The 15,967-nt window shown below is 72.7% G+C and carries 12 protein-coding genes; 6 read left to right on the forward strand and 6 right to left on the reverse strand.

The window, feature by feature from the left end; genetic code table 11:
- Positions 1-10: 10 nt before the first annotated feature.
- A complete protein-coding gene (locus IE321_RS03240) occupies positions 11-910 on the reverse strand; it encodes a flavin monoamine oxidase family protein (protein WP_226653039.1) in 900 nt (299 codons plus the stop codon).
- Between the two features lie 456 nt (positions 911-1,366).
- Here IE321_RS03240 and IE321_RS03245 point away from each other — a divergent pair, with 456 nt between their 5' ends.
- The gene (locus tag IE321_RS03245; RefSeq protein WP_190221661.1) at positions 1,367-2,755 is read left to right on the forward strand and encodes an aspartate ammonia-lyase; all 1,389 of its coding nucleotides are present in this window, start codon (positions 1,367-1,369) and stop codon (positions 2,753-2,755) included.
- 138 nt (positions 2,756-2,893) lie between these two features.
- Here the strand turns inward: IE321_RS03245 and IE321_RS03250 are convergent, their stop codons facing one another.
- On the reverse strand, positions 2,894-4,327 hold the full coding sequence (locus tag IE321_RS03250) for a pre-peptidase C-terminal domain-containing protein (RefSeq protein ID WP_226653038.1): 1,434 nt from the start codon (positions 4,325-4,327) through the stop codon (positions 2,894-2,896).
- A 282-nt stretch (positions 4,328-4,609) separates the two neighbouring features.
- On the opposite strand from IE321_RS03250, the gene IE321_RS03255 reads away from it, so the two are divergent.
- The 5 genes from IE321_RS03255 to IE321_RS03275 all read left to right on the forward strand — a co-directional run bounded on the left by IE321_RS03255 (position 4,610) and on the right by IE321_RS03275 (position 9,937).
- Positions 4,610-5,575 (forward strand): ABC transporter substrate-binding protein, encoded by a 966-nt coding sequence (locus tag IE321_RS03255; RefSeq protein WP_226653037.1) that lies wholly within the window; start codon positions 4,610-4,612, stop codon positions 5,573-5,575.
- 2 nt (positions 5,576-5,577) lie between these two features.
- Positions 5,578-6,543: an amino acid ABC transporter permease gene (locus IE321_RS03260; protein WP_190221662.1), complete on the forward strand. Its 966-nt coding sequence runs from the start codon at positions 5,578-5,580 to the stop codon at positions 6,541-6,543.
- 8 nt (positions 6,544-6,551) lie between these two features.
- Positions 6,552-7,304, forward strand: coding sequence for an amino acid ABC transporter ATP-binding protein (locus IE321_RS03265; protein WP_190221730.1), 753 nt, complete (start codon positions 6,552-6,554; stop codon positions 7,302-7,304).
- Positions 7,301-8,518, forward strand: a complete 1,218-nt coding sequence (locus IE321_RS03270; RefSeq protein ID WP_190221663.1) for a M20 family metallopeptidase — start codon at positions 7,301-7,303, stop codon at positions 8,516-8,518. Before IE321_RS03265 ends, IE321_RS03270 begins: the two co-directional genes overlap by 4 nt.
- A 129-nt stretch (positions 8,519-8,647) precedes the next feature.
- Positions 8,648-9,937 (forward strand): cyanophycinase, encoded by a 1,290-nt coding sequence (locus IE321_RS03275; RefSeq protein WP_190221664.1) that lies wholly within the window; start codon positions 8,648-8,650, stop codon positions 9,935-9,937.
- 82 nt (positions 9,938-10,019) lie between these two features.
- Here the strand turns inward: IE321_RS03275 and IE321_RS03280 are convergent, their stop codons facing one another.
- The 4 genes from IE321_RS03280 to IE321_RS03295 form a co-directional block, all read right to left on the reverse strand.
- Positions 10,020-10,898 (reverse strand): MurR/RpiR family transcriptional regulator, encoded by an 879-nt coding sequence (locus IE321_RS03280; protein ID WP_190221665.1) that lies wholly within the window; start codon positions 10,896-10,898, stop codon positions 10,020-10,022.
- Positions 10,899-11,278: 380 nt separating this feature from the next.
- Positions 11,279-13,408, reverse strand: coding sequence for a xanthine dehydrogenase family protein molybdopterin-binding subunit (locus IE321_RS03285; RefSeq protein ID WP_190221666.1), 2,130 nt, complete (start codon positions 13,406-13,408; stop codon positions 11,279-11,281).
- 13 nt (positions 13,409-13,421) lie between these two features.
- Positions 13,422-14,402, reverse strand: a complete 981-nt coding sequence (locus tag IE321_RS03290; RefSeq protein ID WP_190221667.1) for an FAD binding domain-containing protein — start codon at positions 14,400-14,402, stop codon at positions 13,422-13,424.
- Positions 14,399-14,911 carry a 2Fe-2S iron-sulfur cluster-binding protein gene (locus IE321_RS03295; protein ID WP_226653059.1) on the reverse strand — a complete coding sequence of 171 codons (513 nt, stop codon included), beginning with the start codon at positions 14,909-14,911 and terminating at the stop codon, positions 14,399-14,401. Before IE321_RS03295 ends, IE321_RS03290 begins: the two co-directional genes overlap by 4 nt.
- Positions 14,912-15,967: the final 1,056 nt, after the last annotated feature.

Genomic DNA, 15,967 nt, shown 5'->3' on the forward strand with positions numbered 1-15,967 from the left:
CCGCGTGTCCTCACGTCGCGGTGCGCCCCAGGCTCCGGAGCACTTCGCGGGCGACGCGCTCGCCGGATTCGATGGCGCCTTCGATGTATCCGGCGTGCTCGTTCGCGGTTTCGGTCCCGCCCCAGTGGAGGGCGCCGACCGGCGCGGACGGCATGGGGAGGTACCCGTCGGTGGTTCCGGGGATCGCCAGTGCCGCGTAACCGCCTCCGACGTGCTCATCGAGATGCCATGACTTCTCGTGCCAGCCGGCGGGAGCCAGAGCTTGCGGGCCGATGTGCGGAACGAGCTGCCCGAGCAGCGCCCGGCGCCGCCCCGCGACGTCCATGCCGTCGAGTTCCCTGGCTTCCGCACCGGCGACGAGGACGCACAGGTGCCCCGGCCCGCCGGGCGGCGTGGTGTCGAACACGGCTCCGCCGGGGTGGGCCAGGAGCATGAACTCGGCGTGCGCCTTCCCCTGCCTCCAGAACGGGCGTTCGTAGACCGCGATCGCTTTGTACACCGATCCCATGTACGTGTGCTGCTCGACCGCTGTTCTGCTCGGGGGCAGAGGGGGGTCGTAGGCGATCCGGGCCGACATGGGGGGCGGGACGGTGATGATCGCCCCGACGGCCCGGACGGCTCCGGCCGTCGTACGGAGGGTCACTCCGTCGTCGTCCCGGTGGATCGAGGTGACCCGTCGACCGGTCAGCACCCGCTCCCCCAGGTCGGCGGCGAGTCGTTCCGTCAGCGTGCCGGCGCCCTCGGTGATCAGACTCTCCTGGGCTCCGCCGCTCGTGGACAGCATCGCCGCCAGACCGCCCTGGTGGCGGACCGCCTCGATGAAGGCGTGCATGGAGTAGCGGTCGAGGTCGGCGGTGGTGGTGACCGAGACGAGGACTTCGAGCAGTCTGCGGACGTGACGGCCCGGCACTCTGCGCAGCCGGCTGTCGACCGTCTGGGCGGCCCTCCACCGGCACCCCGAAGCTCACCTTCTGACTGAGGGTCACGACCCAGGAGTCCGGCTCCACCGCCTACGACACCCTCGGCGTCAAGGTCGACGGCACCACCCTGGCCACCTGCTCCAACGCCGACGCGAGCTCCGGACACGTCCAGAAGACCGTCGACCTTTCCGCCCGCAAGAGCCGGACGGCGAAGCCGGAGTTCACCGGCACCGAAGACGCCTACCTGTCGACCGTCTTCCTGGTCGACCGGATCGCCATCGGCTGACCGGTCCCGCTCACCCGTACGGCTCGGAGCGCGGGCGACCGCGCTCGCCCCGCGTTCGTAACGTGTGATTCTTCAGAGCTGTTGCACACTCCATCTGTAATGGATGATACTTACCGGCGGGTGGCGCGCGAGCCGCCCGAGCCGACAGCGAGGGGCGGACATGCGACGCGAAGAGCGCGATCTCATCGGTGTGCGAGAAGTGCCGGAAGACGTGTACTGGGGCATTCACACCCTGCGCGCACTGGAGAACTTCCCCCTCACGGGCATTCCGCTCTCGTCGCATCCCGAACTCGTCGTCGCGCTGGCCGCGGTGAAGGAGGCGGCCGCGCTGACCCACCTGGAACTGGGGACCCTTCCCGAGGAAAGGGCCCGTGCCGTCGTGGCGGCGTGCCGGGAGATCGGTGCGGGTCGTCTCCACGAGCAATTCGTCGTGGACGTCTTCCAGGGCGGCGCGGGCACCTCGGCGAACATGAACGCCAACGAAGTCGTCGCCAACCGGGCGCTCGAAATCCTGGGGCACCCGCGCGGCGCCCATGAGCACCTGCACCCCAACGACGACGTGAACCGCTCCCAGAGCACCAACGACGTGTATCCCACGGCGGCCAAGCTGGCGGTGTACGCCGCCGCGGGGCGGCTGCTCGACGCGATGACCGTACTGCGCGACGCCTTCGGCGACCGGGGCGGGCACTTCGCGAAGACGGTGAAGCTGGGGCGCACCCAGTTGCAGGACGCCGTGCCCATGACGCTGGGCCGGGAGTTCGACGCCTTCGCGCTCACCGTACGGGACGACGCCGACCTGATCGGCCTGGCCGCCGCCTCCCTCCTGGAAGTGAACCTGGGGGGCACCGCGATCGGTACCGGCCTCAACGCCGACGCGGGCTTCGCCCGGCAGGCCGTCGCACACCTCGCGACCGTCGCGTCCGTGCCGGTCCGGCCCGCCCGCGACCTGGTGGAGAGCACGCAGGGCATCGGCGGATTCGTCCGCCTCTCCGGCGCCCTCCGCCAGTTCGCCGTACGGCTGTCCAAGATCTGCAACGACCTCAGGCTGCTCGCCTCGGGTCCGGGGGCGGGCCTCGGCGAGATCCGGCTGCCGGAGCTCCAGGCGGGGTCGAGCATCATGCCGGGCAAGGTGAATCCGGTGATGCCCGAGGCCGTGAACCAGGTCTGCTTCGACGTCCTCGGCGCGGACGCCGCCGTCTGCGCGGCGGCCCAGGCGGGTCAGCTCCAGCTGAACGCCTTCGAACCCCTCATGGTCCACCACCTGCTCAACTCCGCGAACCGGCTTGCCGCCGCCTGCCGGCTCCTGGCCGAGCGCTGCGTCGCCGGCATCGAGGCCGACGAGGAGCGCCTGCGCGCCCTGGTGGAGCGGAGCTCCGGCCTCGCCACCGCGCTCAACCCGGTCATCGGCTACCAGCGGTCCACGGCCCTGGCGCGGGAGTGCCGCGAGTCGGGGGTTCCCGTCCGGGAGCTCGCCGCGCGGGACGGGCTCCTCACCCACGACGAACTCGACGAGCTGCTCGATCCGTGGCGCCTCGCCCGGCCGAGTTGAACCCCGGCGAGCCGCGGCACGTCAGGTCCCGGCCGAGCCGAGTCCCGGCCGGAACCTGACGTGCGATACGTGGTGTGCGGTGCGGGACGCCCGCGGGGCCATGGCGCGTGTGCGAGGGCCCCGCGGGGGTCGGCCGTCTCAGCTTCTGGTGAGGGTGCAGGCGTAGGCGGCCGTGCCGGAGCCGCTGTAGGCCTCCACGTCGAGGTGGTAGGTCCCCGTTCCGGTCGCCGTCCTGGTGAACGACAGGGATTCGTCGGCGCCCGCCCCGTCGTTCACGGACCGGGTCAGGGTGCTGCCGTTCGCGTCGAGCCAGTACACGTCGGCGTCGTAGGCGGTGGGCACGGCGCAGTTCACCGAGACGGTCTGGCCGGCCGCCACCGAGACCTTGAAGTAGTCGCGGTCGGTGGTTGACTTCATGCCGCCCGTCAGGGTGCCGGGCGAGGCGAGCGCGGTGGCGTCGTCGGCCGTGTCGCGGGTGTCGTTGGGTTCGCTCTCCGCGATCGTGGACCCGCCGCCGCCCTGGGTGCCGCAATCGGTCACGGGCGTCCCGCTGTAGAGGTTGGCGTCGGTCACGCCGTTCGTGACGCTGCGCAGGTAGTAGCCGCAGGTGGGGCGGTTCTTGAAGTCGAAGGTGGAGCCCGGCGTCAGGCGCCAGATCTTGAAGCCGCTGTAGGTGAGCGGCTTCCTCTCCACCGCCTGCTCCGGCTGGTGGTCGGCGAGGACGACGTAGGCGTCCTTGCCGTACTGCGTCGCCATGCCGTTGCGGTCGAGGAACAGGGACCCGCCGCCCTCCTCCACGCCGACGCCCCAGGCGGAGCCGCCGGGCGCGAGGCCGTCCTTCACGGCACGCGCCAGGAAGGACATGGTGCGGCCCATGCGGTCGCGGGTCACGAAGTGGGAGTCGTTGATGACCGCCCCGTAGTTCGCCCACGCGAACATGCCGGTGGTGAAGCTGACGTACCGGTCGTAGGGGTTGGCGAGGGCTTCCGCGCTGGTGACGCTGCCGTTGCAGGCGTCGTAGACGATCGGGCTGTTGATGTGGTGGCCCGCGCTGCCGCCGCCGGAACCACCGCCCTTGGCGACGACCGCCTCGACGGAGGCCTCCAGGGCGGTTCCCTTCCACGCGGCGTAGCGGCACTGGTCGCCGCCGGCGAAGTAGACGAACTCGGCGTTGCGGACGTCCGTGTTCATCTGGCCGTTGTCGCCGTCGGACGCCGTCGTCAGCGTCCATGTCGTACAGGAGTTGACGCCGGCCAGTCCCGTGATCGTGTCGCACTCCGGAGTCCTGCTGCCCGACGTCGGTGCCGAGCCGGCCAGGACGACCACGTCGAGACTCCCGGCGCCGCCGCGGATCTCGTCGATGGCCCGGGTCATCGAGGCCGTCACGATGCCGCCGGCCCCGTTCATCGTGAACGCCGGACCGTTCCACGTGCTGCGGCTGACGTCGGACGCGCTGCCGAGCCGGATGCGGTCGGCCGCCGCCTGCGCCGGCTGATGCGCCATCAGCACGGAGGCCATCACGGCGAGGACGACGGCGGCTGCCGCAGGGGCCCTGAAGGAACGGTGTGTCATGCGCACTCCTGAGAAGGGGGCTCGATGCCGCGGCCGTCGGACGAGGGCTGCGGGGTTGGTAGCGGAACATACAAGTAACGGCCTTGATGGGGAAGATGTACGTCCGGAACAGCGGCAGGCCCCTCGCAATCGAGTCATCCATGCACGCCATAAGCCACCGAATCACCCTAAAACCGGGGTCTGGACTCTCGTTACATGAACGTAATGGGTCTTACATCTAGCCACCACAGTGGTTCATCTGTAATTTCGCAGCAGTGCCTGGCGGTCAGACTCCGCCGGCAGATGACCACCGAGAGGTTCCAGGCGATGAACGCTCTTATCGCACGCCCCGCGGCCGCCGCCGCCGTCGCGGCGATCATGCTCCTGTCCCTGTCCGCCTGCGGCGGCGACGAGCCCGCCGCCCCGTCGGGCAAGGCCGTCATCGGCGGTGTGGAGATCGTGAAGGACCAGCAGCTGCACGACCTGCTCCCCGAGAAGATCAAGAAGGCCGGCGAGGTGCGCGTCGCGACGGACGTGCCCTACCCGCCCTTCGAGATGTACGTGAAGGAGGGCGGGACCGAGCTGACCGGTCTGGACTACGACCTCGGCCAGGCACTCGGCGCCAAGCTCGGCGTGACCTTCGCCTTCTCCCCGCAGAAGTTCGACGGCATCGTCCCCGCCCTCCAGGCCGGCAAGTTCGACGTGGCGATGTCCGCCATCACGGACAACGAGGAGCGCCAGAAGGTCGTCGACTTCGTCGACTACTCCCAGTCCGGCTCGGGCATCCTCGTCGGCGACGGCAACCCGGCGAAGGTCACCACCCTCGACGACCTGTGCGGACGGAAGGTCGCCGTCCAGGCCGCGACCAACCAGCTCGACCTGCTGAAGTCCCACCAGGACGCCTGCGCGAAGGCGGGCAAGGGGAAGGTGGACATCCAGACCTTCCCCAAGGACTCCGACGCCCAGCTCGCGCTGCGCTCCGGCAAGGTCGTCGCCCAGGTGCTGACCAAGCCCGCCGCCGGCTGGGTCGCCAAGACGGCCGACGGCGGCAAGGCCTTCGACCTCGTCGAGGACCCCGCCGCCCCGGGCGGCTACAACGCCTCGCCCAACGGCATCGCGGTCAGCAAGCAGCTGCCCGAGCTGACGGACGCCATCCAGAAGGCGCTGCAGTCCCTGATCGACGACGGCACCGTGGTCAAGATCTACAACGAGTACGGCGTCACGTCGATCGCGGTGAAGGAAGCCACCAAGAACGCGGCGGTGGACTAGAGATGGCCGGCACGACCAAGGTCCCGCAGAGCAGCACCGCCACGGACCAGCCTCCCACCCGGGAACTCGACATCGTCCCCGTCCGCAACTACGCGCGCTGGATCGCGGCCGTCGCCTCGGTCCTCGCCCTCGTCGGACTGATCGGCTCCCTCGCCAAGAACGACAACCTCCACTGGGACGTGGTCGGCGACCACCTCTTCGCCGACCTCATCTTCGACGGGCTCGCGACGACCCTCTGGCTGACCGCCGCCGCCATGCTGCTCGGTCTGGCCCTCGGCACGCTGATCGCCGTCATGCGGCTCTCGTCCAGCCCCGTGCTGTACGGCCTGGCCAACGCGTTCGTCTGGGTCTTCCGCGGCACCCCGCTGCTCGTCCAGATCATCTTCTGGGGATACGCCGCCGCGCTCTACACGTACGTCAAGATCGGCGTCCCCTTCACCGACATCACGTTCTTCCAGGCCGAGACCAACGCGCTGCTGACACCGGCGATCGCCGCCCTCCTGGCCCTCGGCCTGAACGAGGCGGCCTACGCCTCGGAGATCGTCCGCGCCGGCATCCAGTCCGTCGACCCCGGCCAGGCGGAGGCCGCGCACTCGCTCGGCATGCGGCCCGCGCTCACCATGCGCCGGATCGTGCTGCCCCAGGCCATGCGCGTGATCATCCCGCCGATGGGCAACGAGACCATCAACATGCTCAAGATGACCGCACTCGTCTCGGTCATCTCCGCCCACGACCTGATGTCGAACATCCAGGACGTGTACGCCCAGAACTACCAGGTCATCCCCATGCTGGTCGTGGCCAGCATCTGGTACCTGGCCCTCGTCACCCTCCTCAGCGTGCCCCAGGCCTGGCTGGAACGGCGCTACGGCCGCGGGACCACCCGCGCCGCACACGTCTCGCCCTTCCGGCGCCTGCTCGGCGGCGCGGTGGAGCGGCTCGGCAAGAACAGCAAGGAGCAGAACCGATGAGCACCCCCATGGTGCGCGCCGAAGGCGTACGCAAGCACTTCGGGAGGCTGGAGGTCCTCAAGGGCATCGACCTCACCGTGGAGCGCGGCCAGGTCTGCTGCCTCCTCGGCCCTTCCGGCTCGGGCAAGTCGACCTTCCTGCGCTGCATCAACCACCTGGAGAAGGTCGACGGCGGCCGGCTCACCGTCGACGGGGAGCTCGTCGGTTACCGCCAGCAGGGCAACAAGCTCCACGAGCTGCGCGAGCGCGAGGTCGCCGACCGCCGCCGCGACATCGGCATGGTCTTCCAGCGCTTCAACCTCTTCCCGCACATGACCGCGGTCGAGAACGTGATGGAGGCCCCCGTCAAGGTCTCGGGAGTCTCCCGCGCCGGCGCCCGGGAGCAGGCCCACGCCCTCCTCGACCAGGTCGGTCTGGGAGACCGCGGGCACCACTACCCCGCCGAACTGTCCGGCGGCCAGCAGCAGCGCGTCGCGATCGCCCGCGCGCTCGCCATGAAGCCCAAGCTGATGCTCTTCGACGAGCCGACCTCCGCCCTCGACCCCGAGCTCGTCGGAGACGTCCTGGACGTCATGCGGCGGCTCGCCGCCGACGGCATGACCATGGTCGTCGTCACCCACGAGATCGGCTTCGCCCGCGAGGTCGGCGACACGGCCGTCTTCATGGACGAAGGAGTCGTCGTGGAGGCCGGCGACCCCCGCCGCGTGCTCGTCGCCCCGGAGCAGGAGCGCACTCGCGCCTTCCTGTCCAAGGTCCTGTGAGCACCCCCACCCGCCGCCAGGAGAGGCTCCACGACCTCCTGGACCTGGCCCGCGCCCGCCGCGCCGACTACCTGCGCGACCTGGAGGAGCTCGTCTCCATCGACTCCGGCTCCTACGACGCCGACGGCGTCGACCGGGTCGCCGACTGGATCGAACGCCGGCTCGCACGGCTCGGCTTCGACGTGGAACGCGTCCGCTTCCCGGCCGCGCCCGACGGACATCGATCCGGCGACGCGCTCATCGGCCGCAAGCGCGGCGGACTGCCCGAGTCGGAGGGAGGCCGCAGGATCCTCCTCGCCGGCCACATGGACACCGTCTTCGAGAACGGCACCGCGGCCGCCCGCCCCTTCCGGATCGAGGGCTCCACGGCGTACGGCCCCGGCGTCAGCGACGACAAGGGCGGCCTGCTCGCCGGACTCACGGCCCTGGAGATCCTCGGCGAGTGCGGCATCGACGCCTACGACGAGCTGGTCCTGCTCGCCACCCCCGACGAGGAGATCGGCTCGCCCGCCAGCCGTCCGCTGATCGAGGCGACGGCCGTCGGCGCGCACTTCGGGCTCGGCCTCGAATGCGCCCGGGAGAACGGCGACCTCGTCATCGCCCGCAAGGGCGTCGCCGACTTCCGCCTCACCGTCACCGGCCGGGCCGCCCACGCCGGCATCGAACCCGAGCGCGGGGCCAACGCAGCCCTCGCCGCCGCCCACCTCACCGTCGCCATCCAGGCCCTCAACGGCCACTGGGACGACGTGACGGTCAACGTCGGCGTCGTGCGGGCCGGAACCCGCGCCAACATCGTCTGCCCCCAGGCGGAACTGCGCATCGAGGTCCGCGCCGCCACGACGGCCGACATCCAGCGCGTCACCCGGGCCATCCGCGAAGCCGCAGACCAACCCGGTGTCCCCGGCGTCACCGTCGAGGTCGAGCAGCTCGACCTCTGCCCGCCCATGGAAGACACACCCGCCTCCCGGCGCATGTTCGACCACGCGTGCCGCGCCGCGCGCGCGGCCGGCGTCGAGCTGGGCGCCGCCGCCACCGGCGGAGTCGGCGACGCCAACCTCATCGCCGGCACGGGAGTCCCCGTCCTCGACGGCCTGGGGCCCGTCGGAGGCGCCGACCACACCCCCCAGGAGTGGCTCGACGTCACCAGCGTCCCCCGGCGCATCGCCCTCCTCGCCGACCTGATCGCCTCCCTCGGGGAGGCCGGCAGCGGCTGAACCGCCCCGGCGCGCGGGGCCGCTGTTCTCCCCGCCCCCCACCGGCCGAGCCGGGCGGACCGGTACGTGTCCGGTGCGCCCGGCAGGCACGCGAACCCCCACCACCCCTCTACCGACCGGAGGCCCCCCATGCGCGTTCCGCCCCTGCCCGCCCGCCGCACCGTCCTCGCCGGCGCCCTCTCCGTCGCCCTCCTCACCGGCGCCTCCCCCGCCCACGCCGGACACGGGCCGGCCCCGGCCCGCACGGGCTCCCTCGTGCTCATCGGCGGGGGCCTGAAGGAGAGCAACACCCAGGTCTACGGCGAGATCGTCAAGCGGGCCGGCGGCCCCGGCGCCCGCATCGGGATCATCACGGCCGCCTCCGTTCCCGAGAGCCAGGACCCTTACGCCGGCGACCCCGAGCGCTGCAGCAACTCCGCCTGCAACGGCACGTACTACGCCGACCTGTTCAAGCGCCACGGCGCCGCGGACGCCCAGTGGATCCCCCTCGACCTCGACCACGTCACCAACGCCGAATCCGACGCCGTCGTCGCACAGGTCGAGTCCATGACCGGCTTCTTCTTCGGCGGCGGCGACCAGTACCGCTACGTCACCACCCTCCTGCGAGGAGAGGAGCACCGGGACTCCAAGGTCCTCGCCGCCATCCGCGCCAAGCTCGCCCACGGCGCCGTCGTCGCCGGATCCTCCGCGGGCGCCCAGATCGCCTCAGGCCCCGACATGGTCACCGGCGGCGAATCGTACGAGGGGCTCCGGGACGGCAGCGCACCCGGCTACTTCGACGACCCGACGCGCCTCGGCCACCTCCCCGAGGGCGGCTTCGGCTTCCTCCGGTCGGGGCTCGTCGACACCCACACCGGCGCCTACGGGCGCGAGGGCCGGGCCCTGCGCCTCGCCTCCGACACCGGCCACGACCGCGTCTACGCCCTGGAGGAGAACACCGCCCTCGTCGTCGACCGCCCCGGCACCCCGCACGAGCAGCTGACCGTCCTCGGCCCGAACGGCGTCGCCGTCCTCGACCTGCGTGACGCCCGCGCGCACGACACCGCGAACGGCTGGACCCTGCGCCGCGCCCGGTACAGCCACCTCTCCGACGGCGACCGGTACGACGCCCGCACCTGGACCCCGCGCGTCCACCCGGCCAAGCAGCTGCTGCGCCCCGTCGGCACGGAGCCCGTGCCCGCCGACACCGACGTCTTCCACTCCGCGGCCCACCCCGACGGCGTCCCGTACGCCTTCCGGACCACCGCAGGGGCGCTCGCCGCGACCCGCGCGCAGAACAGCGCGACCGCGACGACCTACGAGACCGGACCGCGGTTCACCGTGACCTTCACCAAGGCACCCGGTTTCGCCGCGTTCACCGACGACGCCCGCACCGCCCGGACCCTCGTGGACCTGCGGATCGACATCGCGCCGCGCTGACCGGCCGAACGACACGGAGCCGACCCCAAGGACTGGGCCGGCTCCGTTCGCGTCGCCGACCGGACCGCGGCACGCGGTCCGCTCACAGCAGACCGGTGCGCCGGGCGATCCTCTCCGCTTCCTTCATGCGCTCGTGGCCGCTGCCGCCGATCCGGTCGAGGACGGCGGCGACGAGCGCCTCGACGACCGCGAGGGCCGGCACGAGGCTGTCGTAGGGGGAGTCCGACGAGACCTGGGTGATGAGCACGACGTCCGCGTGGGCGGCCGCGGGTGAGAGCCACGGATCGGTGAACACGATGACCTTGCCGCCCCGCTCCCGGGCCAGTTCGGCGATCAGCGTCTTGTCGGCCTCGTAACGCCGGTAGTCGAACAGGACGGTGACGTCGCGTCGGCCGATCTGCGTGAGGTAGGAGGTCCGCTCCACGTCCTTGTGCGGCAGGAAGCCCACCTGGTCGCGGAACTGCATCAGGTGCAGGCCCAGGTACTCGGCCATCAGATGCGTGAAGCGTCCGCCCGCCAGGTGCACGCGACGACGGGGGTCGGCGAGGAGGCCGACGGCCTCCTCGAACTCGTGGGCGGCCACCTCGTCGAAGGTCTGGCCGACGGCCTGCCGCACGAGCGAGGAGCGCTCGCCGAGCAGGGTGGCGGCGGCGTCCTGCGGAGCCTCCGTCCGCTCGTGCTTCGAGGTCTCCGCGGCCGTGTAGAGCGTGATCGGCGAGGCGTTGCGGGCGTCGAGTTCGGCGCGGAGGGCGGCCTGGAGGTCGGGAAAGCCCCGGTAGCCCAGCCGGGAGGCGCACCGCAGCACCGTGGGTGCCGACACGCCCGCCCGCTCCGCGATCGTGGCGACCGTCTCGAAGACCGCGGACGGATACCCCGCCAGCAGCACCCGGGCGACCTTGCGCTCCGCCGGGCTCAGCTCTCCGAGCCGACTGCGGAGCTCGTCGGCCAGCGTGGGGCTCATGGCTTTCCCTTCTGGGGCGTGGGACGACCGGGACGGACGGCGGCCGTCGAGGCCGCGCCCTCCGGCTTGCCACGTTTCAGATCAGCGTGTTTGAGGGATCGAATGTACCGCCCATTACGGAATCTTCCCAGTCCTGCCGGAAGGCGCGGCAGAGGCCGCACGACGAGGTCCCGCGCGGCGACGCACCGCGAGGACGTCGACGGCCGAAGGCACCCGGCCGACGAGTCGAGAACGTCCGCCCCGGGGGTCACGCGTGCGCCCTGTGTCCTGAAGGGCAGGCGCCGGAAGGGAACGGGGAGGTACGGATCCCCGCCGCGCCCGGCCCCTGCGCCCCTCGGCCGGACGGACCGGTGAAGAAGCGGGGGGACGCGGCGGATCCGTCAGCCCTGCCGGTCCGGCAGGCCGTGGAGGTGCGGGAGCAGGCGGTCCGGTGTCAGCGGCAGGTCGCGCAGGCGTACGCCCACGGCGTGGTGCACGGCGTTCGCCACGGCGGCCGCCGTGCCGACGATGCCGATCTCGCCGATCCCCTTGCTGCCCATGGGGTTGAGGTGGGGATCCTCCTCGTCCAGCCAGTGCGCCTCCAGGGACGGCACGTCGGCGTTGACCGGAACGTGGTACGAGGCGAGGTCCCGCTCCACGAACTCCCCGGACCGGGTGTCGAGGGTGCTGCCCTCGGTCAGCGCCATGCCGATGCCCATGGTCATGCCCCCGATGAGCTGGGAGCGGGCGGTCCGCGGGTTGAGGATCCGGCCGGCCGCGAAGACGCCGAGCAGCCGCCGCACCCGTACCTCGCCGGTCACCGCGTCCACCTCGACCTCCGCGAAGTGGGCGCCGAAGGCGTGCCGGGCGTACGGCGACTCCTTCCCCGCCTCCTGCGCGGTGTCGGCCCGGACGGTCAGGCCCTCGGGCGGCAGCGGGCCGGTGAGGGTGCGCAGCCGTTCGGCGAGGGTGGTGCAGGCCCGGTGGACGGCCCAGCCCCACGACGAGGTGCCCGAGGAGCCGCCCGCGAGCGGGGCGTCGGGCAGGGCGCTGCTGCCGATCTCCACCCGCACCGAGTCCAAGGGGGCGCGGAGCGCGTCGGCGGCGATCTGCGCGAGGACGGTGCGCGCCCCGGTCCCGATGTCGGTGGCGTTGAGCCGCACGACGTGTGTGCCGTCGGGTGCGGCGTGGGCGGTCGCCGTCGACGGGCCGACGAGGTACGGGTAGGTGGCCGAGGCCACGCCGGTGCCGGTGAGGCGGTCGCCGGAGCGGCGCACGCCCGGCCGGGGGTCGCGGTCCTCCCAGCCGAAGAGCCGGGCGCCCTCGCGGAGGCAGCCGGCGAGGTTCCTGCTGCTGAACGGCCGGCCGCTGTCGGGTTCCCGGTCGGGTTCGTTGCGGAGGCGGAGTTCGACGGGGTCGAGGCCGGTGGCGGCGGCGAGTTCGTCCATGGCGGCTTCGAGGGCGTACATGCCGGACGCCTCGCCGGGGGCGCGCATCCACGAGGGCGTGGGGACGTCGAGGGCCACCACGCGGTGGGTCGTGCGGCTGTGCGGGGAGGTGTACATGACGCGGGCGGGGACGGCGGCCTGCTCCACGAACTCCTTGACCGTGGAGGTCTGCGTGGTCACGTCGTGGGCGAGCGCGCGGATCACGCCGTGGGCGTCGGCGCCGATGCGGACGCGCTGGACGGTGGGGGCGCGGTGGCCGACGACGGCGGGCAGGTGGCGGCGGGGCAGGGCGAGCTTGACGGGGCGTCCGGTGTGCCGCGCCGCCATGACCGCGAGGACGACCTGGGGGCGCGGGGTGCCCTTGGAGCCGAAGCCGCCGCCGACGTGGGCGGCGGCGACGGTGACCCGCTCACGGGGCACGGCGAACAGCTCGGCGAGGACGTTCCGTACGGTCGTGGACCCTTGGTTCGAGTCGTGGACGGTCAGGTCGCCTCCGGTCCACCAGGCCGTGGAGGCGTGCGGTTCCATGGGGTGGTTGTGCAGGGCGGTCAGGGTGTACGTCGCGTCGACGTGGACGGCCGCGGTGGCGAAGGCCGCGTCGAAGTCACCCCTCTCGCGGACGGCGGGGTGGCCGCCGTTGGCCTCCTCCGGGGTGTAGAGGCGGGGGTGGCCGTCGGCCGGTCCGGCGTCGTGCTCCTCGGGGGCGTACTCGATCCGGAGGGCGTCGGCGGCCGCGCGGGCGTTCTCCGGGGTGTCGGCGACGACGAGGGCGACGTACCACCCGCGGTGGGGAACGCGGTCGTTCTGGAGCACGGCCAGGGTCGGGTCGTCGGGCTCGCCGAGCCGGGGCGCGTTCTCGTGGCTGAGGACGGCGTGGACGCCGGGCAGGCGCAGGACCTCGTCGGCGTGCACGGCGGTGACCCGTCCCCGGGCGACGGTGGCGGGCACGGGCGCGGCGTGGAGGCAGCCGGGCGGGGTGTGCTCGGCGGCGTAGCGGGCGGTACCGGTGACCTTGTGACGGGCGTCGCGGCGCTCGACGTCGGCTCCTGCGGCCGGTCCGGGGGGTGTCGGCGGGGGGCACATGCGGGGTGGCTCCTCAGCTGGCGGCGGCGAGGTCGGTGAGCACGCGGACGGCGAGGCCCCGGGCGAGCGGCACCTTGAAGCCGTTGTCGCGCAGCGGCCGGGCGGCCGCCAGTTCGGCGTCCACGGCCCGGGCGAAGGTCTCCTCGTCGGCGGGCGCGCCGCGCAGGACCTCCTCGGCGGCGCGGGCGCGCCAGGGCCGGTGGGCGAGTCCGCCGAAGGCGAGGGCGGCGTGCCGGACGCGGCCGTCCGCGACGGCGAGGACGGCGGCGACGGAGGCGAGGGCGAAGGCGTACGAGGCGCGGTCGCGGGCCTTCCGGTAGGCGCTGGTGCCGGCGGGAGGCGGGAGGACGACCTCGGTGACGAGTTCCCCGGGACGCAGGACGGTGTCCCGTTCCGGCCGGTCGCCCGGCAGCCGGTGGAAGTCGGTGAGCGGGAGCTCGCGTGCGCCGTCGGGGCCGAGCAGGCGCACCCGGGCGTCGAGGGCGGCGAGGGCGACCGCCATGTCCGAGGGGTGGGTGGCCACGCAGTGCGCCGAGTGGCCGAGTACCGCGAGGTCGCGGTGGACGCCGTCGCGGGCGGGGCAGCCGGTGCCGGGTTCCCGCTTGTTGCAGGGGTGGGAGACGTCCTGGAAGTACGGGCAGCGGGTGCGCTGGAGGAGGTTGCCCCCGGTGGTGGCGACGTTGCGGAGCTGGGGGGAGGCACCGGAGAGGAGGGCCTGCGACAGGACGGGGTAGCGGCTGCGGACGAGCGGGTGGGCCGCCAGGTCGCTGTTGCGGACGGTGGCGCCGATGCCGAGGCCGCCGTCGGACGTCTCGGCGACGGTGTCGAGCGGCAGCCGGCCGATGTCCACGAGGAGCGGAGGATCGAGCACGCCGAGCTTCATCAGGTCGACGAGGTTGGTGCCGCCCGCGAGGTACTGGGCGCGGGGATGGCGGGCATGGGCGGCGAGGGCCCGCTCGGTGCGCTCGGCGCGCACGTGCTCGAAGGGCTTCACCGGACGGTCTCCCGGTGCGCGTCGGCGACGGCGTCGACGATGTGGGGGTAGGCGCCGCAGCGGCAGAGGTTGCCGCTCATCCGCTCCCGGATCTCGTCGCGCGTGAGGTCCGCGGCGCCTTCGGCGCGGGCGGCGTGCGGTGGCGTCACGTGCGAGGGGTGCCCGGCGGCGGCCTCGTCGAGGAGGGCGACGGCGGAGCAGATCTGCCCGGGGGTGCAGTAGCCGCACTGGAGGGCGTCGCGGGCGACGAAGGCCTCCTGGAGCGGATGGAGCCGGCCGTCCCGGGCGAGGCCCTCGACGGTGGTGACGGGCTCGTCGCAGGCGACCGCAAGGAGCAGGCAGCTGTTCACGCGGCGGCCGCCGACCAGGACCGTGCAGGCGCCGCACTGCCCGTGGTCGCACCCCTTCTTGGCGCCGGTGAGGTCCAGGTGCTCACGCAGGGCGTCGAGGAGGGTGGTGCGGTTGTCCAGCCGGAGGGCGTGGACGGTCCCGTTGACCCGGAGGGTCACGGACGACGTGGGCCCCTCCGGCCCGTCGCGTCCTTCGCCGCGACCGTCGTCGCGGCCGGCCGTTCCCTCGCGGTCCACGGTGTTCGCCTTCCGTCGGTGGCGGGGGTCGCGTACCCCCGTCCCGGGCTTGGATTCCCCGCCCGCCGCGCCTCCCCCGGCCCCCGGACCGGAGCCCACCCGTTCGAGGGACAGCCGTCCCACCGTCCGCCGCGCCGGGCCGGCGTTCTGGATCCGCTCGGCCCCCTCGCGACCTCTGACACGAATCGCCGGGGCGTGACCACCGCCTTCCCTCCCGCTCCTCGGCGCATCACGGCGGCGTCGACCAGGTGAAACTCGGTGCGGCCGGCGAGCATCAGGCCCACCGCGCGGCCCCGGCCCACGCCGAGGGAGACAAGGCAGGCGAGGCAGGCAGCGGTGCGCCGGCCCCGCCGGTCCTACTGGCTCCAGGTGAGGGCCACCGCCCCGTCCGAGGAGCTCGGGCCACCTGATCGGGGCCGCCGGCGGCCGTCACCCGGAGACGACGGCGAGCAGCCCACGGTCCGTGCGGTACCGCCGCATGCGGACGTCTGCCGAAGGAGTGGCCGGGCCGGACGATGCCGTGGCCGCGACCACCGTCCGGCCCGGAGCGTGCGCGGCCGGTGTGCCGGGCCACCTGACACGATGGCCCGCTCGACGATGTGGTCACTCCGGTGGGACCTAAGCAGACCGCAGGCCCTCATGGACGGTGCGCGGCCACCTGCCGCACACCGCCGCCTCGTCAGAGCGGCAAGTCCTCGGACGGGAAGCAGGCCTCCCGATCGCTCCTGCAGATCTGCGCCTGGGGTCAAGGGGCCCGTAGGGACGGTCGAAGGTCAGGAAGGTGACCATGCGACCGGAGGGAAACCTTGCGACTGTCCGGTGCACCGGCCCCATGTCCTTACTTCGCCTGACGTGGTCGAAACGCTTCGGACCGCCCTCGGCGATCACAAAGCTCACGACACGGACCTCGTCGTCATTCTCCCCGTTGCTCACCCGGTCAGACTCGCCCCAGGCTGTGAAGAGCAGACCGCGCGCCGC

It is taken from the genome of Streptomyces hydrogenans, assembly GCF_014656075.1.
Lineage (GTDB): Bacteria > Actinomycetota > Actinomycetes > Streptomycetales > Streptomycetaceae > Streptomyces > Streptomyces hydrogenans.

Coding starts and splice junctions, on each gene's coding strand:
- IE321_RS03245 (WP_190221661.1), top strand. CDS start 1,367: ATGCGACGCGAAGAGCGCGATCTCATCGGTGTGCGAGAAGTGCCGGAA.
- IE321_RS03250 (WP_226653038.1), bottom strand. CDS start 4,327: ATGACACACCGTTCCTTCAGGGCCCCTGCGGCAGCCGCCGTCGTCCTC.
- IE321_RS03255 (WP_226653037.1), top strand. CDS start 4,610: ATGACCACCGAGAGGTTCCAGGCGATGAACGCTCTTATCGCACGCCCC.
- IE321_RS03260 (WP_190221662.1), top strand. CDS start 5,578: ATGGCCGGCACGACCAAGGTCCCGCAGAGCAGCACCGCCACGGACCAG.
- IE321_RS03265 (WP_190221730.1), top strand. CDS start 6,552: ATGGTGCGCGCCGAAGGCGTACGCAAGCACTTCGGGAGGCTGGAGGTC.
- IE321_RS03275 (WP_190221664.1), top strand. CDS start 8,648: ATGCGCGTTCCGCCCCTGCCCGCCCGCCGCACCGTCCTCGCCGGCGCC.
- IE321_RS03280 (WP_190221665.1), bottom strand. CDS start 10,898: ATGAGCCCCACGCTGGCCGACGAGCTCCGCAGTCGGCTCGGAGAGCTG.
- IE321_RS03285 (WP_190221666.1), bottom strand. CDS start 13,408: ATGTGCCCCCCGCCGACACCCCCCGGACCGGCCGCAGGAGCCGACGTC.